This is a genomic window from Micromonospora sp. CPCC 206060 (assembly GCF_036906895.1).
GTDB lineage: Bacteria > Actinomycetota > Actinomycetes > Mycobacteriales > Micromonosporaceae > Micromonospora.
Genome location: NZ_JBAKHU010000003.1, coordinates 26,183 through 46,297, shown reverse-complemented (window position 1 = coordinate 46,297; position 20,115 = coordinate 26,183). Strand labels below are relative to the sequence as shown.

The 20,115-nt window shown below is 70.6% G+C and carries 19 protein-coding genes; 12 read left to right on the top strand and 7 right to left on the bottom strand.

Annotated features, from left to right (window positions below; genetic code table 11):
• Window positions 1-48: 48 nt before the first annotated feature.
• Window positions 49-2,838 carry an immune inhibitor A domain-containing protein gene (locus V6U90_RS04285; RefSeq protein WP_334431228.1) on the bottom strand — a complete coding sequence of 930 codons (2,790 nt, stop codon included), beginning with the start codon at window positions 2,836-2,838 and terminating at the stop codon, window positions 49-51.
• A 343-nt stretch (window positions 2,839-3,181) separates the two neighbouring features.
• Window positions 3,182-5,146 (bottom strand): acetate--CoA ligase, encoded by a 1,965-nt coding sequence (acs, locus tag V6U90_RS04280; protein WP_334431227.1) that lies wholly within the window; start codon window positions 5,144-5,146, stop codon window positions 3,182-3,184.
• A 384-nt stretch (window positions 5,147-5,530) separates the two neighbouring features.
• On the opposite strand from acs, the gene V6U90_RS04275 reads away from it, so the two are divergent.
• Complete coding sequence (locus tag V6U90_RS04275; protein ID WP_334431226.1) at window positions 5,531-6,268, top strand: oxidoreductase; 738 nt, start codon at window positions 5,531-5,533, stop codon at window positions 6,266-6,268.
• Window positions 6,269-6,332: 64 nt separating this feature from the next.
• On the opposite strand, the gene V6U90_RS04270 is transcribed toward V6U90_RS04275, so the two are convergent.
• The 3 genes from V6U90_RS04270 to V6U90_RS04260 form a co-directional block, all read right to left on the bottom strand.
• Window positions 6,333-7,133 carry an HAD family hydrolase gene (locus tag V6U90_RS04270; RefSeq protein WP_334431225.1) on the bottom strand — a complete coding sequence of 267 codons (801 nt, stop codon included), beginning with the start codon at window positions 7,131-7,133 and terminating at the stop codon, window positions 6,333-6,335.
• A gap of 549 nt (window positions 7,134-7,682) precedes the next feature.
• Window positions 7,683-7,928, bottom strand: coding sequence for a hypothetical protein (locus V6U90_RS04265; protein WP_334431224.1), 246 nt, complete (start codon window positions 7,926-7,928; stop codon window positions 7,683-7,685).
• Complete coding sequence (locus V6U90_RS04260; protein WP_334431223.1) at window positions 7,918-8,256, bottom strand: hypothetical protein; 339 nt, start codon at window positions 8,254-8,256, stop codon at window positions 7,918-7,920. The genes V6U90_RS04265 and V6U90_RS04260 overlap by 11 nt, the downstream gene beginning before the upstream one ends.
• A gap of 416 nt (window positions 8,257-8,672) precedes the next feature.
• On the opposite strand from V6U90_RS04260, the gene V6U90_RS04255 reads away from it, so the two are divergent.
• Both V6U90_RS04255 and V6U90_RS04250 read left to right on the top strand, forming a co-directional pair.
• Window positions 8,673-9,446, top strand: coding sequence for a GntR family transcriptional regulator (locus tag V6U90_RS04255; protein WP_334431222.1), 774 nt, complete (start codon window positions 8,673-8,675; stop codon window positions 9,444-9,446).
• A 34-nt stretch (window positions 9,447-9,480) separates the two neighbouring features.
• Window positions 9,481-10,344: a DMT family transporter gene (locus V6U90_RS04250; RefSeq protein WP_334431221.1), complete on the top strand. Its 864-nt coding sequence runs from the start codon at window positions 9,481-9,483 to the stop codon at window positions 10,342-10,344.
• 42 nt (window positions 10,345-10,386) lie between these two features.
• On the opposite strand, the gene V6U90_RS04245 is transcribed toward V6U90_RS04250, so the two are convergent.
• Window positions 10,387-10,581 carry a hypothetical protein gene (locus tag V6U90_RS04245; protein WP_334431220.1) on the bottom strand — a complete coding sequence of 65 codons (195 nt, stop codon included), beginning with the start codon at window positions 10,579-10,581 and terminating at the stop codon, window positions 10,387-10,389.
• Window positions 10,582-10,747: 166 nt separating this feature from the next.
• Here V6U90_RS04245 and V6U90_RS04240 point away from each other — a divergent pair, with 166 nt between their 5' ends.
• A complete protein-coding gene (locus V6U90_RS04240) occupies window positions 10,748-11,152 on the top strand; it encodes a hypothetical protein (protein WP_334431219.1) in 405 nt (134 codons plus the stop codon).
• A 282-nt stretch (window positions 11,153-11,434) separates the two neighbouring features.
• Here the strand turns inward: V6U90_RS04240 and V6U90_RS04235 are convergent, their stop codons facing one another.
• Window positions 11,435-13,684: an Ig-like domain-containing protein gene (locus V6U90_RS04235; RefSeq protein WP_334431218.1), complete on the bottom strand. Its 2,250-nt coding sequence runs from the start codon at window positions 13,682-13,684 to the stop codon at window positions 11,435-11,437.
• Between the two features lie 371 nt (window positions 13,685-14,055).
• Between V6U90_RS04235 and ssd the strand changes: the two genes are divergently transcribed.
• The 8 genes from ssd (at window position 14,056) to V6U90_RS04195 (ending at window position 19,922) form a co-directional block, all read left to right on the top strand.
• Complete coding sequence (gene ssd, locus V6U90_RS04230) at window positions 14,056-15,159, top strand: septum site-determining protein Ssd (protein ID WP_334431217.1); 1,104 nt, start codon at window positions 14,056-14,058, stop codon at window positions 15,157-15,159.
• The gene (locus V6U90_RS04225) at window positions 15,156-16,373 is read left to right on the top strand and encodes a TadA family conjugal transfer-associated ATPase (RefSeq protein WP_334431216.1); all 1,218 of its coding nucleotides are present in this window, start codon (window positions 15,156-15,158) and stop codon (window positions 16,371-16,373) included. The genes ssd and V6U90_RS04225 overlap by 4 nt, the downstream gene beginning before the upstream one ends.
• Window positions 16,370-17,146, top strand: a complete 777-nt coding sequence (locus tag V6U90_RS04220) for a type II secretion system F family protein (protein WP_442933523.1) — start codon at window positions 16,370-16,372, stop codon at window positions 17,144-17,146. The genes V6U90_RS04225 and V6U90_RS04220 overlap by 4 nt, the downstream gene beginning before the upstream one ends.
• Window positions 17,147-17,316: 170 nt before the next feature.
• Window positions 17,317-17,970 carry a type II secretion system F family protein gene (locus tag V6U90_RS04215; RefSeq protein ID WP_442933526.1) on the top strand — a complete coding sequence of 218 codons (654 nt, stop codon included), beginning with the start codon at window positions 17,317-17,319 and terminating at the stop codon, window positions 17,968-17,970.
• A gap of 25 nt (window positions 17,971-17,995) precedes the next feature.
• The gene (locus V6U90_RS04210) at window positions 17,996-18,163 is read left to right on the top strand and encodes a DUF4244 domain-containing protein (RefSeq protein WP_216931686.1); all 168 of its coding nucleotides are present in this window, start codon (window positions 17,996-17,998) and stop codon (window positions 18,161-18,163) included.
• A gap of 83 nt (window positions 18,164-18,246) precedes the next feature.
• Window positions 18,247-18,636, top strand: a complete 390-nt coding sequence (locus V6U90_RS04205; RefSeq protein WP_334431524.1) for a TadE family type IV pilus minor pilin — start codon at window positions 18,247-18,249, stop codon at window positions 18,634-18,636.
• A 50-nt stretch (window positions 18,637-18,686) separates the two neighbouring features.
• Entirely contained in the window at window positions 18,687-19,082 is a 396-nt protein-coding gene (locus V6U90_RS04200) for an Rv3654c family TadE-like protein (RefSeq protein WP_334431215.1), read from the top strand.
• 264 nt (window positions 19,083-19,346) lie between these two features.
• The gene (locus V6U90_RS04195; protein WP_334431214.1) at window positions 19,347-19,922 is read left to right on the top strand and encodes an AAA family ATPase; all 576 of its coding nucleotides are present in this window, start codon (window positions 19,347-19,349) and stop codon (window positions 19,920-19,922) included.
• Window positions 19,923-20,115: the final 193 nt, after the last annotated feature.

Genomic DNA, 20,115 nt, shown 5'->3' with positions numbered 1-20,115 from the left:
CCGGGTGACCGTGGACCGTACCGGTCCACGGTCACCCGGGCGTTCGGATCAGTTGGTGGCCGGCGTGACGTACACCAGGGCGTACGAGTTGTCCGAGGCCGTCCGCTTGATGGTGATGCTGACGCCGTAGCTCACGCCCTGGTCACCGGGGTTACCGGTGCCCAGGACGGTGAAGCCCAGGTTGGTGCCGTACACATTGGTGGCCGGGGAGCCGTCCGGGTTCACCGCCCGCGTGGTGTACGGCGTGCCGTCCTGGGACGGGACGACCACCGAGGCGTCGTTGTCCCGGGCGAAGAGCTGGCCATTGCGGATCTCGATACCCGGGTACCAGCCCTTGGCGTCGGTGAACACCGGGACCGCCGGCTGGGCAGCGAAGTCCGTGCAGTACTCGCTGTTCGGCTCACCGGCCGCCTCCAGGCACTCCCGGAAGGGGTAGGTGGGCTTCAGCGAGAACGCCGCGTTCGACGACTGCGGCCGGCTCGGCAGGTTGTCCAGCGTGGACGGGTCCTTGACCGCGGCGTCGCCGGTACGGCGCAGCGGGTCGAAGTGCGAGTCCACGATGAGCAGACCGCCCTTGGCGCCGTAGCTGGGCAGCGAGGTCAGACCGGCGGTGACGTGGTTGACGTCGCCGAGGGTGGTGTCCCGGTACCAGACCAGCATGCCCGGGGCGTTGTACGAGATCCGGTCGACCTTCCACGCCTCGTTCGAGTAGATGGTGTCGTAGGCGTACTTCAGGCCCTTGTCGAAGCCGTCGAAGTTACGCCACTCGGCGAGGTAGTAGTGCGCCTTGACCTGGCGTCCCGGGTCGATCCGCCAGCCCTGGCCGGTGGTGTCGGTCCAGGTGCCGCCGGTCTGGACCCAGCCGTTGGCACCGTTCTCGACGTCGTCGCTCCAGGTGGTGGCGCCGCCGCCGGTGACGGAGAAGTCGTCGGCGAACCAGCCCTTCTCCATGAACGCGGCGTCGGTCGCCTGGCGCAGCCGGATCTGCACGGTGCTGCCCGCGTACGCCGACAGGTCGACGTGGTCGTGCCGCCAGCCGTGGGTGTCACCGGTCAGGCCGTACTTCTTGTTGCCGAAGTCGGCCAGCCGGCCGTTCGGGTCGCCGTAGCCGTCGCTGGTGGTGACCAGGTTGCCGGCCGCGTCGTAGACCTTCTGCTCGGTCCAGGTGGTACCGCCGTCGGTCGAGACCTCGACGAAGCCGTAGTCCCAGTCCTCCTCGATGACGTAGTTGTTCCACATCCAGAACTTCGCGTCGGCGGCGGCCGGAACCGCGATCTCGCGGCTCAGCTTGACATCGGCCCAGTCCTGGTCCGCACCGCTGTACCACATGCCGGTGCCGCTGTGCGGATCGGCGAGGGTGATCACCTTGTCCGGCAGGTTGATCTTGATGCCGTCCCGGGTGCCCACCGGGGTACGCGAGGTCTGCCCCAGCGGGACGTCACGCGGGTCGGCGCCCGGCGCGAGGGTCAGCGGGTCGGCCCAACCGAGCACCCACTTGTCCCACAGACCCATGTGGGTCGGCAGGGCCTGGAAGACCTCACCGGAGTGCGAGCCCGAGGCCATCAGGTCCCAGAAGTCCACATCCGAGTCGGCGTTGCCGGAGGTGTCGTAGAGGTCCGGCAGGCCGAGGTCGTGGCCGTACTCGTGGGCGAACACACCGACGCCGGCGTCCTCCGGCTGCACGATGTAGTTCGAGATCCTCAGGTCGGTGCCGGGGATGGCGTAGCCGCCGGCCACCGCCGACGAGTGCGCCCAGATGGCGTAGGTGCCCTCGGCGCCGCCGCCCCGGGACTTGCCCTGACCGGCGTGCACCAGCACCAGGTGGTCGATCACGCCGTCCGGCTCGAAGAAGTTGCCGTCACCGTCGCGGTCGCCCTGGTCCTCGATGTCGTAGTCGGCCCAGGGGAAGTTCGGGTCCTTCGCGGCGAGCGCGTCGATTGCGTCGGTGGCCAGCCGGCCCGCGCCGAGCGGGTTGTCCGGGTGCCCGTTCATCGACTGCTGCCGACCGGCGACCCAGTTGTCGTTCTCGTCCTGGGTGCAGCGGGAGGCGGCGTACCAGCCCTCCGAGTGGGCCAGCTTGATCCACGGACTGGCCTGGCCCGCCACCGTGTAGGCGCCCTTGGACATTTCCAGGTACATGTTGTGCATGGTCCGGCCGGCCAGGCTGACGCCCGGCTTGCCGTCCGGCCCGGTCAGGTCCGGACGGACCCGCTCGGTGATGCCCTCCTTCGTGTAGAGCATCTTGTTGTAGTGCTCGGGCGAGAAGTCCGGCACCCACATCGAGTTGTTGTCCTCGTTGGCCAGGTTGGCCGGGTTCGGGATGTTGTTGTGCAGCGGACCGTTCTGCACGGTGCCCGGCACGCAGGTCCGGTCCCCGAAGACCGTCTGCGGCACCATGACGCCGGTGAAGTCGTCGTTGGCCGTGTCGTTGAACTCGACCAGCAGGGTCAGCAGCTTGGCGGTCTGGGTGCTCTTGGCCTGCTTGATCTGCCGCGGGTTCTGCCCGGTCTTGATGGCCTTCGCCTCAAGCTTGGCCAGCTCCCGCGCGGCCACCGGGTTACCCCCGGCGAACTTGCGGTCGTACGCCCGCGCATCGTCGAGCGCCGGGGCGTGGATCCCACCCTTGCCCTTGACCTCGCGACCCTGCGAGTCCGGTTGAACCGCAGGTTCGCTGTAGTTGATGTAGAACTCGTCCGCACCGATCGTCGCAGGGACGGGGCGGGCGGATACCGCAGCGGCGCCGGGCGTCACGGTGAGTGTCGTGGCCACGAGCGCGATCGCGGGCAGGGCGACGAGTAGGCGTCGCCGCTGCCCGTTACGGGCCTTGAGAGGTTGCATGCCGCTCCAATTCGTCGGGCATGGGGGAGAAAGGGCGGTCGGACATCACCCATGCCGGATCAGGGCAGGGTGTCGGGTCCAACTCGCGCGAACATAATCAGCAGATCGCTCTACATCAAGAGATCCGTCGATGGTTCAGCCGACCGGCTGGTCCGGGATCATCCGAGCGGAGTGCGGCACGCTCGCATCGTCGCCAACCGCGACTCGGACGACGGATGCCGTAGGACGCGGCGGCCGTCACCACGGAATCCGTCGCATGTAGCCGGTTACCCTGTCGATGGTGGAAACGACGGTGGGTGGCGGCCCGAGCGGACCACCACCCACCGTGACGCTGGTACGGGCGTCACTCGTCGTCGGACTTGCCGCCCTTCATCCCCGACGAGATCAGTTCCATCACCGAGGAGTCCTGGAGCGTCGTCACGTCGCCGAGTGAACGGTTCTCCGCGACATCCCGCAGCAACCGCCGCATGATCTTGCCGGACCGGGTCTTCGGCAACTCGGCAACCAGCATGATCTGCCGGGGCTTCGCGATCGGGCCGAGGGTCTTCGCCACGTGGTTGCGCAGGTCGGCGATGAGCGTCTCACCCGCCTCGCCGGAGATGTCGGCGTTGCCGCGCGGGATGGCGAACGCCACGATCGCCTGCCCGGTGGTCGGGTCGGTCGCACCCACCACCGCCGCCTCGGCCACCGCCGGGTGCGACACCAGTGCGGACTCGACCTCCGTGGTGGAGATGTTGTGCCCGGACACCAGCATCACGTCGTCGACCCGGCCCAGCAGCCAGAGATGCCCGTCGGCATCCTTCTTCGCCCCGTCGCCAGCGAAGTACATACCCTCGAAGCGCGACCAGTACGTCTCGACGAACCGGTTGTCGTCACCCCAGATGGTGCGCAGCATGGACGGCCACGGCTCACGCAGCACCAGGTAGCCACCACCACCGTTGGGCACCGACTGGCCCTGGTCGTCCACGACGTCCGCGCTGATCCCCGGCAGCGGCGTCATCGCGCTACCCGGCTTGGTCGCGGTGACCCCGGGCAACGGCGAGATCATGATGGCGCCGGTCTCGGTCTGCCACCAGGTGTCCACGATGGGCAGCTCGCCCCGACCGACGTGCTGCCGGTACCACATCCACGCCTCGGGGTTGATCGGCTCACCGACGCTGCCCAGCAGGCGCAGCGAGGAGAGGCCGAACCCGGCCGGGATGTCGTCGCCCCACTTCATCATCGTGCGGATCAGGGTCGGCGCGGTGTAGAGGATCGTCACCCCGTACCTGTCGACGATCTCCCAGAGCCGGCCCTTGTGCGGGGTGTCCGGGGTGCCCTCGTACATCACCTGGGTGGCACCGTTGGCCAGCGGGCCGTACACGATGTAGGAGTGCCCGGTCACCCAGCCGATGTCGGCGGTGCACCAGTAGACGTCCGTCTCCGGTTTGAGGTCGAAGACCGCGTGCGCGGTGTACGCCGCCTGGGTCAGGTAACCACCGGTGGTGTGCAGGATGCCCTTCGGCTTCGCGGTGGTACCGCTGGTGTAGAGAATGAACAGCGGGTGCTCGGCGTCGAACGGCTGCGCGGTGTGCTCCGGCGACGCCTGCTCCACCGTCTCGTGCCACCAGTGGTCCCGCTCCGACCAGGCCACCTCCTCGCCGGTACGGCGGACCACCAGGACGTGCTCCACCGACCCCGAGCGGGACACCGCCTCGTCGACCGTCGGCTTCAACGCCGACGGCTTGCCCCGCCGGAAACCACCGTCGGCGGTGATCACCACCTTGGCGCTGGCGTCGGCGATCCGGCTGCTCAACGCGTCGGCGGAGAACCCGCCGAAGACCACGCTGTGGGTCGCCCCGATCCGGGCACAGGCCAACATCGCGACCGCCGCCTCCGGGATCATCGGCAGGTAGATCGCCACCCGGTCCCCGGCGGTCACGCCCAGCCCGGTCAGCGCGTTCGCCGCCTGACAGGTCATCCGGTGCAGGTCGGCGTAGGTGATGGTGCGGGTGTCCCCGGGCTCACCCTCCCAGTGGATGGCCACCCGGTCCCCGAGACCCGCCTCGATGTGCCGGTCCAGGCAGTTGTAGGCCACGTTGAGCTGCCCGCCGACGAACCACTTCGCGAACGGCGGGTTCGACCAGTCCAGTACCTGCTCCCAGTCGCGGGCCCAGACCAGTCGCCGGGCCTGCCGCTCCCAGAAGGCGAGCCGGTCGGCGTCCGCCTCGGCGTACGCGTCGGCCTTGACGTTGGCCTCGGCGGCGAGCGCGGCCGGCGGCGGGAACTGACGGGTCTCCTTCAGCAGGTTCTCCAGCGTTTCGCTCATGCCGTCGCCCCCGGGGTCCTGATCATGCGCAACTCCTCGTGCCTCGCGTGACCTGCATCTCGTTCCTGGGGTGAGAGGTTACGGGGAGCATCACTTCACGGCGACCGGTGTACCCAAACCGGCGCGCCGAACGGGCGCCGTCGCGCGCCGGAAGGCGACCACGCGCAGGCCGGCTGCGCAACCCACTGCCGGCTGCGCAACCAGGGTGCGCGAACGTCCCGGACAGCGATCATGGCGGCGAGTGGCACAGCTCACGCCATCGAGCACGTACCAGTGGTCATGTCGGTGGTTGCGTTTCCGCCAGCAGAGTCGGCCGCCGTGTCAGTGGTTGCGTTTCCGCCCCGCCCGCCCCGTCGGCCGGTACCGGGTCGCTAGCGTGGCACCGTGACCACCGACCCACTCGCCCCGCTGCTCGCGCTCGCCGACATCGCACCCGCCGTGGAACACGCCCGGGATCAGGTCGACCAGGCCCTCCGGCACCGCGCGCTACGCCGACAGGGCGGCCAGGTCGCGGCCGAGCTGAGCCTGCGCTCCGCGGTGGCCAGCGCCGCGCTGGAGGGGTACCCCCACGACCGGGAAGCCGTCCGGGCCGGCACCGTCACCGACCCGGTGCTCCAGGGGGCGCTACGGGTCGCCGGTGCGCTACCCGGGCTGACCGACCTGTGGCCGAAGGCGCCCCGGCAGGCCCTCGCCAAGCTGCACGTGCTGGCCGCCCGGGATGTCGTACCCGCCGATGCGCTGGGTCGCCCGGTCGCCGACCCGGCGGTCGGTGCCCGCCTCGACGGCCTCGCGGGCCTGGTTGCCGGCGGCACCCGGGTCCCCCCGGTGGTACTGGCCGCCGTGGTACACGGTGAACTGCTGGCGCTGCGGCCGTTCGCCGGGCCGTCCGGGATCGTGGCCCGGGCCGCCGCCCGGCTCACCCTCATGTCCACCGGTCTGGACCCGCGCGGCCTGCTCGCCGTCGAGGTCGGCCACCGGGAACGGGAACCGGAGTACGTCGGCGCGGCAGGCGCCTTCGCCACCGGCACGCCCGACGGCATCCGGTCCTGGCTGCGGCACTACACCGCCGCCGTGGAGGTGGCCGCCGCCCAGATCACCGAAGTCGGCGACACTTTGGTGTAAGGAAGGGCCCCCGCTTAACGCATTCGGTATAGGAAGGGCCCCCTATTAACAGGTGGGCTCTGCGTCAGGCGGTGGCCGTGCGCGCCCGCCGGTGCCGGCCGTACCAGGCGATGCCGATCGCCACGCCCACGCCGACCCCGAGCGCGGCGGCCGCCACCGGCACCCCCGGCCGCTCCCGCAGCCGACGCCCCAGCGGCACCGGGTGCCGGAACTCCAGCACCGGCCAGGCGTTCTCCGTGGCGAGCCTGCGCAGCGCCCGGTCCGGGTTGACCACGCTCGGGTGCCCGACGCACTCCAGCAGCGGACGGTCGCTCACCGAGTCGGAGTACGCGTACGAGTCGGCCAGGTCGTACCCCCGCTCCTCGGCGAGGGCCGCCACCGCCTCGACCTTGCTCGGACCGGCGGCGTAGAACTCGACCTCGCCGCTGTACCGGCCGTCCCGCACCGCCATCCGGGTGGCGATCACGTCGGTCACGCCCAGCAGCTCACCGATCGGACGGACCATCTCCTCGCCGGAGGCGGAGACCAGCACCACGTCCCGACCGGCCGACTGGTGCTCCTCGATCAACGCGGCGGCTTCGGCGTACACGTAGGGGTTGATCAGCTCGTGGAGTGTCTCCGCGACGATCTGGCGGACCTGTTCCACCTGCCAGCCCTTGCACAGTTCGGCCAGGTAGTCCCGGGTCCGGGCCATGGTCTGCTCGTCCGTGCCGCCCAGCCGGAACATCAGCTGCGCGTACGCGGACTTCACCACGTCCCGCCGGGTGATCAGGCCGTCCCGGTAGAACGGCCGTCCGAACGCCAGAGCGCTCGACTTGGCGATGACGGTCTTGTCCAGATCGAAAAAAGCGGCACTTCGGCCCACGGCGCGAAAGTCTAGCCGCATGTTCTATGGTCGGCTGGTGCCCGGGGGTCCGCGCCGGACGACACCCTGATGGCGGGGCTCTCGGACGTGATGGCAGTCACACTCGGCCACCGGGATTTTGCACTGAGTGGAGAGAACGCCACTCGACGTGTACACATCGTCTCAGGCATGCTTGTCTTTACGACACAGTTTCATATGTCTCGTCGTAGACGACCCTCGGCGGTTGCACCCCCCGTGACCGCCGAGTGGGTTCGGCTCAACCCCCCCCGGAGCCGGACTCTCGACGACCCCCGTCAACCCCCCGACGGGGGTCGTCTCTTTGGGTCGGGAGCGCTTCCGTCCAGCTCAGTTCCGGGCGGGTCGTGCCCGGCCATCGACGCGGCAGGCGACCGTACCGGCCGAACACCCGCAACGCCGCCCTACGCCGCTCACACGGCCCCTCCACCCCGCAACTGTTGCACCGGCCGTCGGCGCTGGACGGGGTGTGGTCGTCAAGCTGCGCCTGCGCCACCCGCAACTGCTCCCGCACCGCGCTGGACAGGTAGAGGCTCACCGGAGCGGCCCCCACGGCGGCAGCAGATCAGCCCGTACCAGGATCTGGGTTTGCCTGCCCGGCCCGCCGTCCTCGGTCAGGCGGAAGCCTTCCAGCCACACCCGGCCGTAGTCCTGCCGCTGGTTCGCCACCAGCCGCACCCCGGTCACCCGCAATGTCACCGGCCCGTCAGCAGGGTTCACCCGATCCGCCGGTCGGATGTGCATCACCGCGCCGAGTCGTACCCGGATGTCAAACACCACGCCCCCTCACCGGCCGCACCGCCCGCACGGCCTGTGCCTCTGATCGACGGCTGATCACCCGGATCCCGGCGATCAACACGAACACCTCCCGCCGCGCGACGGCTGCCCCCGCCTGGTCCAGGACGTAGCCGGTCAGCCAGACCCAGTGGTCGTAGGTGGGCTTGTCACACACCGACACCACCCGCAACCGCAACGCCCGCTCCCCACCGAACTGCGGAGACGCCCGACCATCGAGGAACACCACATCCCCCGGAGCGGGTACGCCCGGCCGCGCACGGACCACCCGACCCGCCGAGGGTCGGGGCGCCGGGGTGGGCGGGCCATTCACGGGCCGTCGTTCGGGTCGCGGCACCACACCAGCACCCACCCCGGGCCAGCCTCAACACGACCCGAGACGACGGGATCTCGTACCGGGAGAGGGGGAGTGATCCTTGCTCAGCGTCCGGCAATCGCCCTGGCCGCGCTTGTCGACGTCCGTCGCCGGCTCTGCCCCCAGGCGCAGCGCCCCGTTCGGGAGCGCGTACTCGGACAGAGTCGGAACCTTGATCGTGTTCGGGGTCATGCCCACACCTCTGTCGTATCGCCGGTGTTTCACCGGCGCTGACAGGCGGTAGCCTGCCGGATCTTACTGGCGTGAGCCAGTACTGGCTTAAGCCAGCTTGTCTGATGGCGACTCGACTGTCAACCACTGGCTTGAGCCACCTGAGGTAGTCTCATGGGCAGGACAAGGAGACCGTGATCCCCATGACTGATCAGGTAGAACGTCGGCCACCGAGCCGACGCATCGCCGACGATCTGCGGGCCGCCATCGTGCGCGGCGACCTCGTAGACGGCGACCAACTTCCATCCGAACGAGAACTGGCATCCAGGTACGCCACCGCCCGGAACACCGCCAGGGAAGCACTGAGCATCCTGCAAGCCGAAGGGCTCGCCGTGGCCCAACACGGCCGGGGAGTGTTCGTCCGGCTACGTCAACCTCTGATGCGACTGGGCCGAAACCGCTACTCCCGGCGCGCCCGGAACGAGACCGGCCTGTCTCCGTTCCGGATCGAGGTCGAGCGCCAGGGACGGACACCGCACACCGAGTGCCGATCGGTGACGACGGTCCACCCGCCGGCCGACGTTGCCGAACGCCTGGGGCTCGGCGACGGCCAGGAAGTGGTATGCCGGGAGAACTGGTACTTCGCCGACGACGAGCCCGTTCAGGTCGGTGTGACCTACATCCCCGTCCCAGTGGTCGAAGGCTCGCCCTTGGCCACCGAGAAGAAACTCGGCCATGGCAGCATCTACCAACGGTTCGAGGAACTGGGTTACGTCATCACCCACATCCGCGAGGAGGTCAGCTCCCGGATGCCGACTCCCGAAGAGGCCAACGGGCTGGCCATGCCGCCCGGGGTGCCGGTGATCGAGGTACTCCACACCAGCATCGACGACCAGGGCCGTTCCTTCGAGGTGACCCGGTTCGTGATGCGCGCCGACCTGAACGGCTTGGACTACGAGATGCCCGTTGAAGACTGACCGCAGAGCCGTCACCCGGGCAGGACTCGTCCGGGTGGCTGCGCTGGCCCTGCTCTGGGGATCAGGCTTCCTCTGGATCAAACTCGCCCTCCGGGGATTCAACCCGGTACAGATCGTCTTCGCCCGTCTACTGCTCGGCTTTCTCGTCCTGACACCCATCGCGCTCTCGCGCGGCTTGCGCTTCCCGAAGGACCGGCGCATCTGGGCGCACCTGTTCGTCGCTGCCCTGGTCGCCAACGCGATCCCGTACGTTCTGTTCGGTATCGCCGAAGAGACGATCGGGTCGAACGTGGCGGGCGTACTCAACGCGACCACCCCGCTGTGGACCCTTTTCCTGGCGTTTCTTGTCGGCGCCGACCGATCCATCAACTCATGGAAAGTCGCCGGATTCGCACTCGGATTCCTCGGCGTGATCGTCATCTTCTCGCCCTGGGAAGCCGCGAACGAGATAGCGAGCTGGGGCGGTGTCGCATGCCTCGCCGCAGCCGCCAGCTACGCGGTCAGCTACGTCTACATGAGCCGCTTCCTGACCGGCCGGGGAATCAGCCCGATCATGCTCTCCGCCAGCCAGCTTGGCGCCGGATCAGTCCTGCTCGCCCTGGCGATGCCGTTCGCGGGTCTGGAAACGACCACCTGGCGGACCGACACGGTGGTGAGCCTGCTCGTGCTCGGCGCTCTGGGTACCGGTATCGCCTACGTCCTGAACTACCGGATCATCCAGGACGAGGGACCCACCGCCGCATCAGCGGTCACCTACCTGCTTCCGATCGTCGCCGTACTCCTGGGCTGGCTCGTTCTGCGTGAAGCCGTCACCGTGACGATCCTGCTCGGTGTCGCGTCGGTCCTCGTCGGCGTCGCCATAAGCCGTGCCGGCCGGGCTCGGCCTTCTGCGGCGTAAGCGCCGGCATCGGCCGACGCGCGGACCGAGGACCTGTGTACGTCAGGGAACGGTGACGGCCCAGACCGGGAACGGTTGACCGGTCCCGTCAGCCTCCCGGTCCAGGTCTGGTTCAAGGGCTTCGGCCAGCTCATTGCAGGGCACGATGCCGGGATGGATGTCCGAGGCTGCGAGCGTGACTACCTCAGCAGGGTCGCCGGTAGCGCGGTAGCTGCTGCTGAACGGCAGATTGCCCACGGATCAGCTAGAAGTCGGCCCGCGTCGGAAATGAGCTTCAGGAAGCCTTCTGCCGCCTGCTTGCGGTCGATGGGATCACCGGTGAATCTCACCCTCGTCGGGCCTTTGACAGCCGCGCTACTGACGACGCGGCCGGGTCACCCTACTCTCTGCAATGGAGTATGCAATGTCGATGTACGGCCGCGAAGACGAAACGTGGGAGCGCCTCACTGAAGTTAGCCTGACCTTCTTGATCGAGCGGGCCAGGCTTGGCAAGGTCACCTCGTACACCGAACTGAACACTACGTTGGAACGCCGGACCGGGCTTGCAGCGTTCGACTTTGAACGCGAGATCGACCGAAGGGCGATGGGACACCTCTTGGGCCTGGTCGTGATCCGCAACCGACCCGTCACCGGGCTCATGATCTCCGCATTGGTGCACTACTTGGACGCCAACGATGCGGGTCCAGGCTTCTACACCCTCGCTAAGCAGCTGCGACGCCTACCGCAGCGTGCAACGTCCGATGAGAAGCTGAGCTTCTGGATCAACCAGGTCAACGGGATCCATGCCTACTACTCACCAAGTCGGTGATCGCGGCCTCGATCCGCAGGCCGATCCCGGTGGCCACAAGGAGGCCCGCGAAGATGTGCGGCTCAGTTGCCCCGCCGTCGGTCAACATGGTGTTGGCCGAGGCCAGGAGGCCGGCGACGATGGCGACGTTCCCGGCCACACGAGTCGTCGAAACGCGCCGCAGAGGAGGGTTCACGCGCTAGACCGTATCGAAGTCCCTACGGTCGGTGCTGTCGGGACTTGTGTCCGGTCGATCAGCCAGAAGTATCGTGACGAGCGTGAGGGCGACTGGCCGCCGCCCGGTCAGCGCGCCGTGTCGACACCGGCAACGGGGCGGAGCAGGGTGATCCGTCGCGCGCCCAGTTCGGTGACGTACAGGTTGCCGGTGGCCACGTCCTGGGTCAGGTCGAGCGGCTGGTTGAACCCGGTGAACCCGGTGATGCCGGTTCTCCGGTTGGAGAGCCTGCCGTCGGCGGCCACGTCGAAGGCGACAATGTCCTGACCGGACGAGTAGCGCACATGGAGCAGCCGGCCGTCGAGTGCCCCACCGACGTACTCGATCGCCCCGTTGGCTGAGGCGTGCAGGCCGGCGTTGTAGATCCCGGCCAGGTCGAGGTTGCGGTCCGGCAGGGTACCGACGGGGTAGGCGGTCATCTGGTAGGCGTCGACGCCGCCGGTCGGGTTGCCGCCGGCCAGCACCCATTCGCAGCGGGTCGGGTTCGGGTGGCCGTAGTAGCGGCTCCGCTTGACGTCGAAGAGATAGTCCGTCTCGGCCTGCGGGTTGCTGGTGATCGCAGGTACCGCCGGCCCCGTGTACGGCCCATCGGGCCGGGTGGCGCAGGCCGCCGGCAGCGGGTTCGGGGTGGCGGGTGTGTTGCCGCCGGCCGCCGAGCCGTTGGTCGGCGCGTACAGGTGTCCGTTGCGGTGCCAGACCAGGTCGTAGGCGTTGCGGATGCCGGTGGCGTAGAGCGTCAACGGGGCACCGGACGCGTACGGGTCGTAGCTGCCCCCACCGTCGCGGGTCCTGGCGTCCAGCGGCAGGCTCGCCGGCAGCTTCGCCGGGTCCAGGCGCAGCACCGCCGCATTGAGCAGGTGTTCGGGGCGGTTGCCCCAGGTCGGGTCGGCCGCGCCCATGGCGTTGTTCGAGCCCTGGGAGATGTAGAGCGCGCGGTCGGGGCCGAACGCGATCGAGTTGGTCTCGTGGTCCTTGATCGAGCGCGGCAGGCCGGTGACCACGTCGGTGTACGTGTTCAGGTCCGGCCCGCTGAGCCGGGCGATGTGGCTGGACCAGTCGGGCACGTTGTAGACGCCGACGAACTGGTGGTTGTCGGTGATCCACAGGATCGGGTTGGTGGGGGTCGAGGCCGGGTCGAAGGCCAGCCCGATGATCGTACGGTTCGGCGCGCCGGAGAGCCCGGCCGCGCTCGCGTGGGTCCGCACCGTGGAGATCACCGTAGGCAAGCCGAGCGTGCCGTCGGCTTTGATGGGGTACCGGTACAGGTAGCCGTTGAGAGTGGCCGCGTAGAGCCGTCCGTCGGGGCCTTTCACCACGCTGGTGTACGACGCCGAGGCGGCACCGCTGGTCACCTTCTCGAACGCCACCCCGGGCGGGGGAGGGCTTCGGAGACCCGTGGTGAAGACGATCGAGTACGGCTGGAAGGCGTTGCCGGCGAGGTCCCGCACGCCGCTGGTGATGTCGAAGCGGTACAGCGTGCCGGTCGCCAACGGTGCGGTCGGCGACAGGTTGATCACGTCGCCGCCACCGCTGGTGATGACGTTCGCCGCCACCTGCCGCCCATCGGCGACCGATGTCAGCCGGACCGTGCCGGCGGTGAGTGTCGTCGGATTGACGCCCCCGGCCGGTAGCCGCAGGTCCGCCACGACGCTGGTGGTCGGGTCGACGTCGGTCGCCAGGTTCGCCGGTGTGCTGGTGCGTACCGACGGGGCGACCCCGGTCACGGCGGCGATCGTGACGTAGTTGAACTTGGTGTTCGTGCCGGCCTGCGGGCTCAGCGTGAGCCGTCCGTCGGTGACGTTCACGACCCGGGTGCCGGTCGCGTGCTTCGTCGTCGCGCTGGGCCGGAAGGCGGCCACCGCGTTCTGGTTCTCGATGTTCAGATAGTGGACGCTGTCGACGGCGGGACCCGCGTCACCGACGACGCCGGTGACCGCGTAGGCGCCGTTGGGTACCGCCACCTCCCAGGCGCCGGGGATCGGGGTCCCGGACGTGGTGGGGGGCAGTTGCGCGTGCATCAGCGTGGCCAGCCGTACGTCGGGGTTGCTGGCTGTTCCCCGGTTGCGCCCGTTGCCGACGAGAGCGACCGGGGTGGTGGTGCCGATCCGTACCCAGCCGTAGCTGACGCCACCTCCCCGGTCGCCGTAGGCGTCACCGCTGTCGCGCCGGTAGCCGGCCGGTGGTGCGGTCGCCGGGTCGGAGAAGTTGATGTTCAGCGCGAACGCTGCCCGCGTGCCGTGTCCGGGGGCGGCAGAGGCCGGGTGGGTGGCGGGCAGCGGTGCGACCAGAGGCCCGGTGACCACCATGCAGAGAGTCATCGAAAGTCGTGAACTGTGGCGCACCTTGCCAGCATTTGAATTCTATCGTCACGATTCTGTAACTCTGTGTTCACGCATCGCCTGTAGTGACTTCGGGCATGCCTTGGTGTGCTGCCACGGTGTGTGCTCCCTCGGGCATCGATCGACATCCTGGCGGCATTCCTGCGTCGACCACCCGACTGGGCGGTCGCCGCGGCTGCCGGATCTGCGCAGAAAAGAACCGATATCCATAGCAGATCCATCGGGCTTTCGGCAGTTGTCCACAGGGCACCTGGTTATCCACAGCCGGCGGTGCGGGGTCAGCGAGCAGAGCTGCGGCGGCGGCAGGGTGGGCCGGTACGACGAGCCCGTACCGGACCCAGGAGGCCGCGATGCCACCCCGTACCTCCGTGCCACCACTGCGGCGGTTACCGCTGATCGTCACCACCGACAATGCCCTCCTCGACGAACTGCTCCGGCTTGCCGCCGCTGCCGGCACCGAGGTGGAGGTGGCCGCCGACCCGGCCGCCGCCCGACCCCGGTGGTCACCGGCACCGCTGGTGCTGATCGGCACCGACCAGGCGCAGGCGTGCCTGCGGGCCCGGCTGCCGCGCCGACCGAGGGTGGTGCTGGTCGGGCACACCGGCACCGGCGACCCCGGCTGGGATCTCGCCGAGCTGATCGGCGCCGAGCACATGGCCATGCTGCCCGCCGCCGAACCGTGGCTGGTCGACCGGCTGGCCGAGAGCCACGACCGGCAGCAGCCGGACGGGACGGGCCGGATCGTCGCCGTCGTCGGCGGTCGGGGTGGTGCGGGGGCGAGCGTCCTGGCTGGCGGGCTCGCGGTCACCGCCGCCCGGGCCAGACTTCGTACCCTGCTGGTCGACGCCGATCCCCTTGGCGGAGGACTGGACCTGGTGCTCGGCTGGGAGCAGCTCGAAGGGCTGCGTTGGCCGGCACTGACCCGCACCGACGGGCGGCTGGACGTGCCGGCCCTGGTCCGGGCCCTACCCAGCCGGGGCGACCTGGTGATGCTCTCCTGGGACCGGGGCGACCTGCTCAGCCTGCCGGCCGAGGCGATGGCGGCGACCATGGATGCCGGCCGCCGGGGCCGGGACTTCGTCGTGGTGGACCTGCCCCGCCAACTCGACGACGCGGCCGTGATTGCGTTGCAGAGCGCCGACCAGGTGTTCGTGGTCGTACCCGCCGAACTGCGGGCCACCGCGGCGGCGGCCCGGGTGGTCGCCGGGGTCGCCCCGCACTGCACCCGCCTCGCGGCGATCGTGCGGGGGCCGGCGCCCGGTCGGCTCAAGGCCCGTGAGGTGGCCCGGGCCCTGGACCTGCCGTTGGCCGGTACGCTCCGGCCCGAGCCCGGCCTGGTGCGGGGCCTGGAACGCGGCGAGGCGCCAACCGCTGGCGGTCGTGGCCCGCTCGCCGAGCTGTGCCAGCGTATCGTCACCGACCTGGTCAGCCTGCCAGCCACGGGTGCGGCATGAACGCCCTCCCCGGTGAGCTGGCCGCCCGGGTGCGACACCGCTTCGCCGCCGACGGCGCCCCGGTCACCCCGGCGGCGATCGTCTCGGCGGTACGCGCCGAACCCGAGGTTGCGGTACTCGGTGACACCGCGCTGCTCCGTGTCGCGGACCGGGTGCACGACGACCTGACCGGGGCCGGTCCACTGGCCCCGCTGCTGGCCGACCCGGCGGTCACCGACATCCTCGTCAACGGCGTCCGGGTCTGGGTCGACCGGGGGCAGGGGCTCCGGCAGGTGCCCGTACCTCTGGGCACCGTCGACGACGTGCGCCGACTCGCCCAACGCCTGGCGGCGGCCTGCGGGCGCCGACTCGACGACGGTTCGCCGTACGCTGACGCGCGGCTGCCCGACGGGACCCGGCTGCACGCCGTACTGCCCCCGGTGGCAACCGACGGGCCCTACCTGTCGCTGCGGACCTTCCGGCAACGGCCGTTCACCCTCGACGAGCTGGTCGCCCACGGCACGGTGCCCCGGGCGGTGGCGCCCCTGCTGCACGCCATGGTGGCCGCCCGGCTCGCCTACCTGGTGGTCGGGGGTACCGGCTCCGGTAAGACCACCCTGCTCAACACCATGCTCGGGCTGGTGCCGCCGACCGAGCGGATCGTGCTGGTCGAGGACGCCGCCGAGCTGCGCCCCGCCCACCCGCACGTGGTCGGCCTCCAGGCCCGGACGTCCAACGTGGAGGGTGCCGGCACGATCGGGTTGAGTGACCTGGTCCGGCAGGCCCTGCGGATGCGCCCGGACCGGCTGGTCGTCGGCGAGTGCCGGGGAGCCGAGGTGGTGGATCTACTCGCTGCGCTGAACACCGGCCACGACGGCGGCGCGGGGACGCTGCACGCCAACGCACCGACCGACGTACCGGCCCGGCTGGAGGCCCTCGGCCTGCTCGGCGGGCTACCCCGGGCCGCCCTGCACGCCCAGGTCACGGCGGCGCTTCAGGTGCTCATCCAGGTCCGCCGGACCGGTCAGGGGCGGGTCCTGGAGTCGGTCTGCCTGCTGGTGCCGGACGGTCCGGAGCGGTTGGTGACGGTCGTACCGGCGTGGATCCGGGGACGCGGGCTGGGGCTTGCCGCCCGGGCACTGGCCACCCTGATCGCCGCCCGGGATGTGCCGGTACCACCGATCCTGACGCACACCTGGGCCGCCCCGGCTGCCGATCCGGAGCAGCACCCGTGACCGGGTCGTGGTGGCTGGCAGTCGCCTGCCTCGGCGGCGCCGCCCTGGCCGCCGGGTGGCCACAGCGCGGTCGACTGCACCGCTTACGGCAGGTGACCGCCAGGCGCCCCGAGCAGTCGTTCCCCGGCCGCCGTCCCGATCTGCGGATCCTGCTCGCCGGGTACCGGCGGCACGGTCGGCGGGGCGTCCTGCTGGTGGCGTTGCTGGCCGGCCTGACCGGCCTGCTCGTCGCGGGTCCGGTGGCCGGGTTCGCCCTCGCCGCGTACGGTGCACTGGCCGCCCGGGCCGGGCTGCGGCGGGTCACGATCCGTGAGACCGAGCAGGCCCGCCGGCGTCAACTCGACCAGCTCTGCGCACTCGCTGCGGATCTACGCGCCGGCCTGCCCGCGTCCGCTCTGCCGACCATGCCTGCGGGTGATCCTTCCGCTGCCGACCGGCTCACCGGGTTGACCCACGCGGCGGTACGCCTCGCCGAGCGGACCGGAGCACCCCTGGCGGACCTGATCGAGCGGATCGAAGCCGACGCGCGGTCGACCGCCCGAGGGCTGGCTGCCGCCGCCGCGCAGGCCGCCGGTGCCCGGGCCACCGCCTGGCTGCTGGCCGCCCTGCCGGCCGGTGGCATCGCGCTCGGGTACGGCATCGGCGTCGATCCCCTTCGGGTCCTGCTGCACACCCCGGTCGGAGCGGCCTGTGCGATCGGTGCCGTGGTGTTGCAGATCGCCGGCCTGGCCTGGGCCGAACGACTCAGCGGCGCTCCGGCACGGACCGTCTGATGCACCAGCTCAACGTTGTCGACGTCCGCGCCGGTGGACTGTCGGCGCAGGCCGACGCCGTTACGGCGTGGACCGGCGGGTTGGTCGTCGGCACCGGCCTCCTGGTGGCGGTGGCCGTCCTGCTGGCCGCTGTACCGCTCACCCCGTCGGGGCGGGCTGTCCGGTACCGGCTGCGCCGGGTTGCGCCCCGGGCCGCCACCCGGCCGGCCGGAGCACAGCCCGAACGCCGTCGACCCGACCGGGCCCGACTCGGTGCCGCGTTCGGCGGTCTCGCCGTTGTCGTCGTTGTCGGCGGCTGGTGGGGCCTGCTGGCAGGGATTGTCACGGCGGTTCTGCTCGATGGGGCCCTACGTCGGCTGGAACCGGCCGATGTCCGGCGCCGACGGGTACGGGAAACGGCCGACCTGCCGCTCGCCGCAGATCTGTTGGCGGCGGCGCTGCGGGCCGGTACGCCGGTCGCACAGGGGGTGGAGGCGGTCGCCGCCGCACTCGGTGGTCCGCTCGGCGAGCGTCTCGTCCGGGTGGGGCGCACCCTCAGGTTGGGTGGCGAGCCGGCCGAGGCATGGGCTCACCTGGCCCCGGTCGCCGGTGCCGACCGGCTCATCGCCGCTGCGGTCCGCTCGGCGGCGAGCGGCGCCGCCCTGGCCGGCGCCTTGAGCCGGCTCGCCGACGATCTGCGTGGTGACCGGAGCGTCGCCGCCGAGGCCGCCGCCCGGCGGGCCGGCGTACTCATCGTGCTGCCACTCGGACTCTGCTTCCTGCCCGCCTTCATTCTCGCCGGCCTGGTGCCGGTGATCGTCGCCGTCCTCGGCGACGTGCTCTAGAAACCGTCGAGAGAGGAGCACCACCATGCGCAAGCTGTTCACGCGACTGCGCGGCGATGCCGGGATGAACACCGCCGAGTACGCCGTCGGCACGCTCGCCGCCGTCGCCTTCGCCGGCATCCTGCTCAAGGTTCTGACCTCGGGCAACGTCCAGTCCGCGTTGACCGCGGTCATCGACCGGGCCCTGAAGTGACCGGGCGCCGACAGGCCGGCCGCGTCCAGGGGCGGCCCGTGACCGGGCAGGTGCGGAAGCGGTGCGTGACCGGGAACCGGCGGGTGCCCTGGGGAGCGGCGCGTCAGCGGGCATCGGCCCGAACCGGCCGTGACCGGGGTTCGTTCACCGCCGAGCTGGCGGCCGGCCTGCCGGCGCTCATGTTGCTGCTCCTGGCCGGGCTGACTGCGGTCAACGCGGTCACCACGAAGGCGCACTGTGTGGACGCGGCCCGGGAGGCGGCACTGGCTGCCGCGCGGGGTGAGGCCGGCGGGTCCGCCGGACGACGGGCCGCCCCGGACGGTGCGGTGGTGTCGGTCGACGTGACCGGGGACCTGGTCACCGCGACGGTGCGCGCCCCGGTGCGCCTGCTCAGCGCGCGGCTGCCCCGGTTCACGGTCAGCGCCACCTCGGTCGCTGCCGTCGAGCCCGGCCAGTCGGAGCCGGTCCGGTGAGTGGTGGACGTCGCCGGGCGGATCCTGCAAGCGGGCCCGACGTGCCCGACGTGCCCGGTGCGCCTGGTGAGTTCGTCAACTCGGGTGAGTCGGGCCGTGCCGGCCACGACCGGGGCAGTGCGACGATGTGGCTGCTCACCGTCGGTCTGGTACTCGCCGTCGCCGGCCTGTTCGGGGCGGCGGTGGGTGCGGCCCGGGTCGCCCGGCACGAGGCGCGGGCGGCAGTGGACCTCGGGGCGCTGGCCGGAGCCGGTCGGGCGCTGGACGGGCCGGTGGTCGCCTGCTCCCGGGCCACTGACATCGCGGCGCGCAACGGTGGCCGTGTCACCGGCTGCGAACTGGACGGTCTGGATCTGGTGCTGACCGTGGAGGTGACGGTCGAGCCGTTGCCGGGCTGGTCCCGACGAGCGGTCGCCACTGCCAGAGCCGGCCCGGTACGCGGCTGACCGGGGGCATCGGGGCGGGTGCGGGATGGCCTCCCGGTCGGCCGATGGTGCAACAGGAGTGTCGCGGCACTCCCTTGGCCGGTGGAACCTGGTTGCCGTCGTCGAACTGATCGGGTCTGCTGGCTGGGCTGTCACCGGCCGGGATCCGGGTCACCCGGGTCCAACCGGCCCGGTCTGTCACCCGGGTCCATCTGGCCCGGTCCGTCACCCGGGTCCATCGGGCCCGGTCCGGCACCCGGGTCCAACGTGTAGGGAGAGCCGCAGATGGCGGAATTAATCGTCACCCGGTCCACAGGTTGGTCCGGCGGCGAACCGGCGGTCGTCATGATCACCGGCATCCAGGCGGCCGGAAAGTCGACAGTCGCCCAGGCGCTGGCGGAGCGGCTACCCCGGTCGGTGCATGTACGTGGGGATCTCTTCCGGCGCATGGTGGTGGGCGGCCGGGCCGAGTTGACCCCCGATCCGTCGGATGAGGCGGTCCGTCAGCTTCATCTGCGCTACCGGCTCGCTGCTGACGTGGTGGACGGGTACGTCGCCGCCGGATTCACCGCGATTGTCCAGGACATCGTGCTCGGTGACGATCTCGCCCGCATGCTGAGGCTGATTCGCAGCCGTCCGCTGCTGGTCGTGGTACTCGCCCCGTCGCCGGAGGCCGTTGCCGCCCGAGAGGCGGGGCGCGGCAAGACCGGCTACGGCATCTGGGGGATCAGCCAGCTCGACGACGAGTTGCGGAAGGCCACCCCCCGGATCGGGCTCTGGCTGGACACCTCGGACCAGACGGTCGAGGAGACCGTGGCGGAGATCATGACGCGGGGTTGGTCCGAGGGCCGGGTCCCCTGACCGGTGGCTGCCCGGTTTCCAGGAAGTCGGGGTGTCCGCCGGGCGGGATACCCCGACTTCCTGGAAACCGTGAACTGTGAGCGGGACACCGGCCGGGGGGCCCGGGCGGGCCGGTCCCAATGGCAGGTGACCCGGGCGGGCCGGTCCCAATGGCAGGGGGTTCCGGGCGGGCCGGTCAGCGGGCGCCGCCGTC

Bases quoted from the DNA above. Each gene is read 5' to 3' on its own strand.
- V6U90_RS04210 (WP_216931686.1), top strand. From the start codon at position 17,996: ATGCGCAAGCTGTTCACGCGACTGCGCGGCGATGCCGGGATGAACACC.
- acs (WP_334431227.1), bottom strand. From the start codon at position 5,146: ATGAGCGAAACGCTGGAGAACCTGCTGAAGGAGACCCGTCAGTTCCCG.
- V6U90_RS04240 (WP_334431219.1), top strand. From the start codon at position 10,748: ATGTCGATGTACGGCCGCGAAGACGAAACGTGGGAGCGCCTCACTGAA.
- V6U90_RS04195 (WP_334431214.1), top strand. From the start codon at position 19,347: ATGGCGGAATTAATCGTCACCCGGTCCACAGGTTGGTCCGGCGGCGAA.
- V6U90_RS04225 (WP_334431216.1), top strand. From the start codon at position 15,156: ATGAACGCCCTCCCCGGTGAGCTGGCCGCCCGGGTGCGACACCGCTTC.
- ssd (WP_334431217.1), top strand. From the start codon at position 14,056: ATGCCACCCCGTACCTCCGTGCCACCACTGCGGCGGTTACCGCTGATC.
- V6U90_RS04255 (WP_334431222.1), top strand. From the start codon at position 8,673: ATGACTGATCAGGTAGAACGTCGGCCACCGAGCCGACGCATCGCCGAC.
- V6U90_RS04235 (WP_334431218.1), bottom strand. From the start codon at position 13,684: ATGACTCTCTGCATGGTGGTCACCGGGCCTCTGGTCGCACCGCTGCCC.
- V6U90_RS04285 (WP_334431228.1), bottom strand. From the start codon at position 2,838: ATGCAACCTCTCAAGGCCCGTAACGGGCAGCGGCGACGCCTACTCGTC.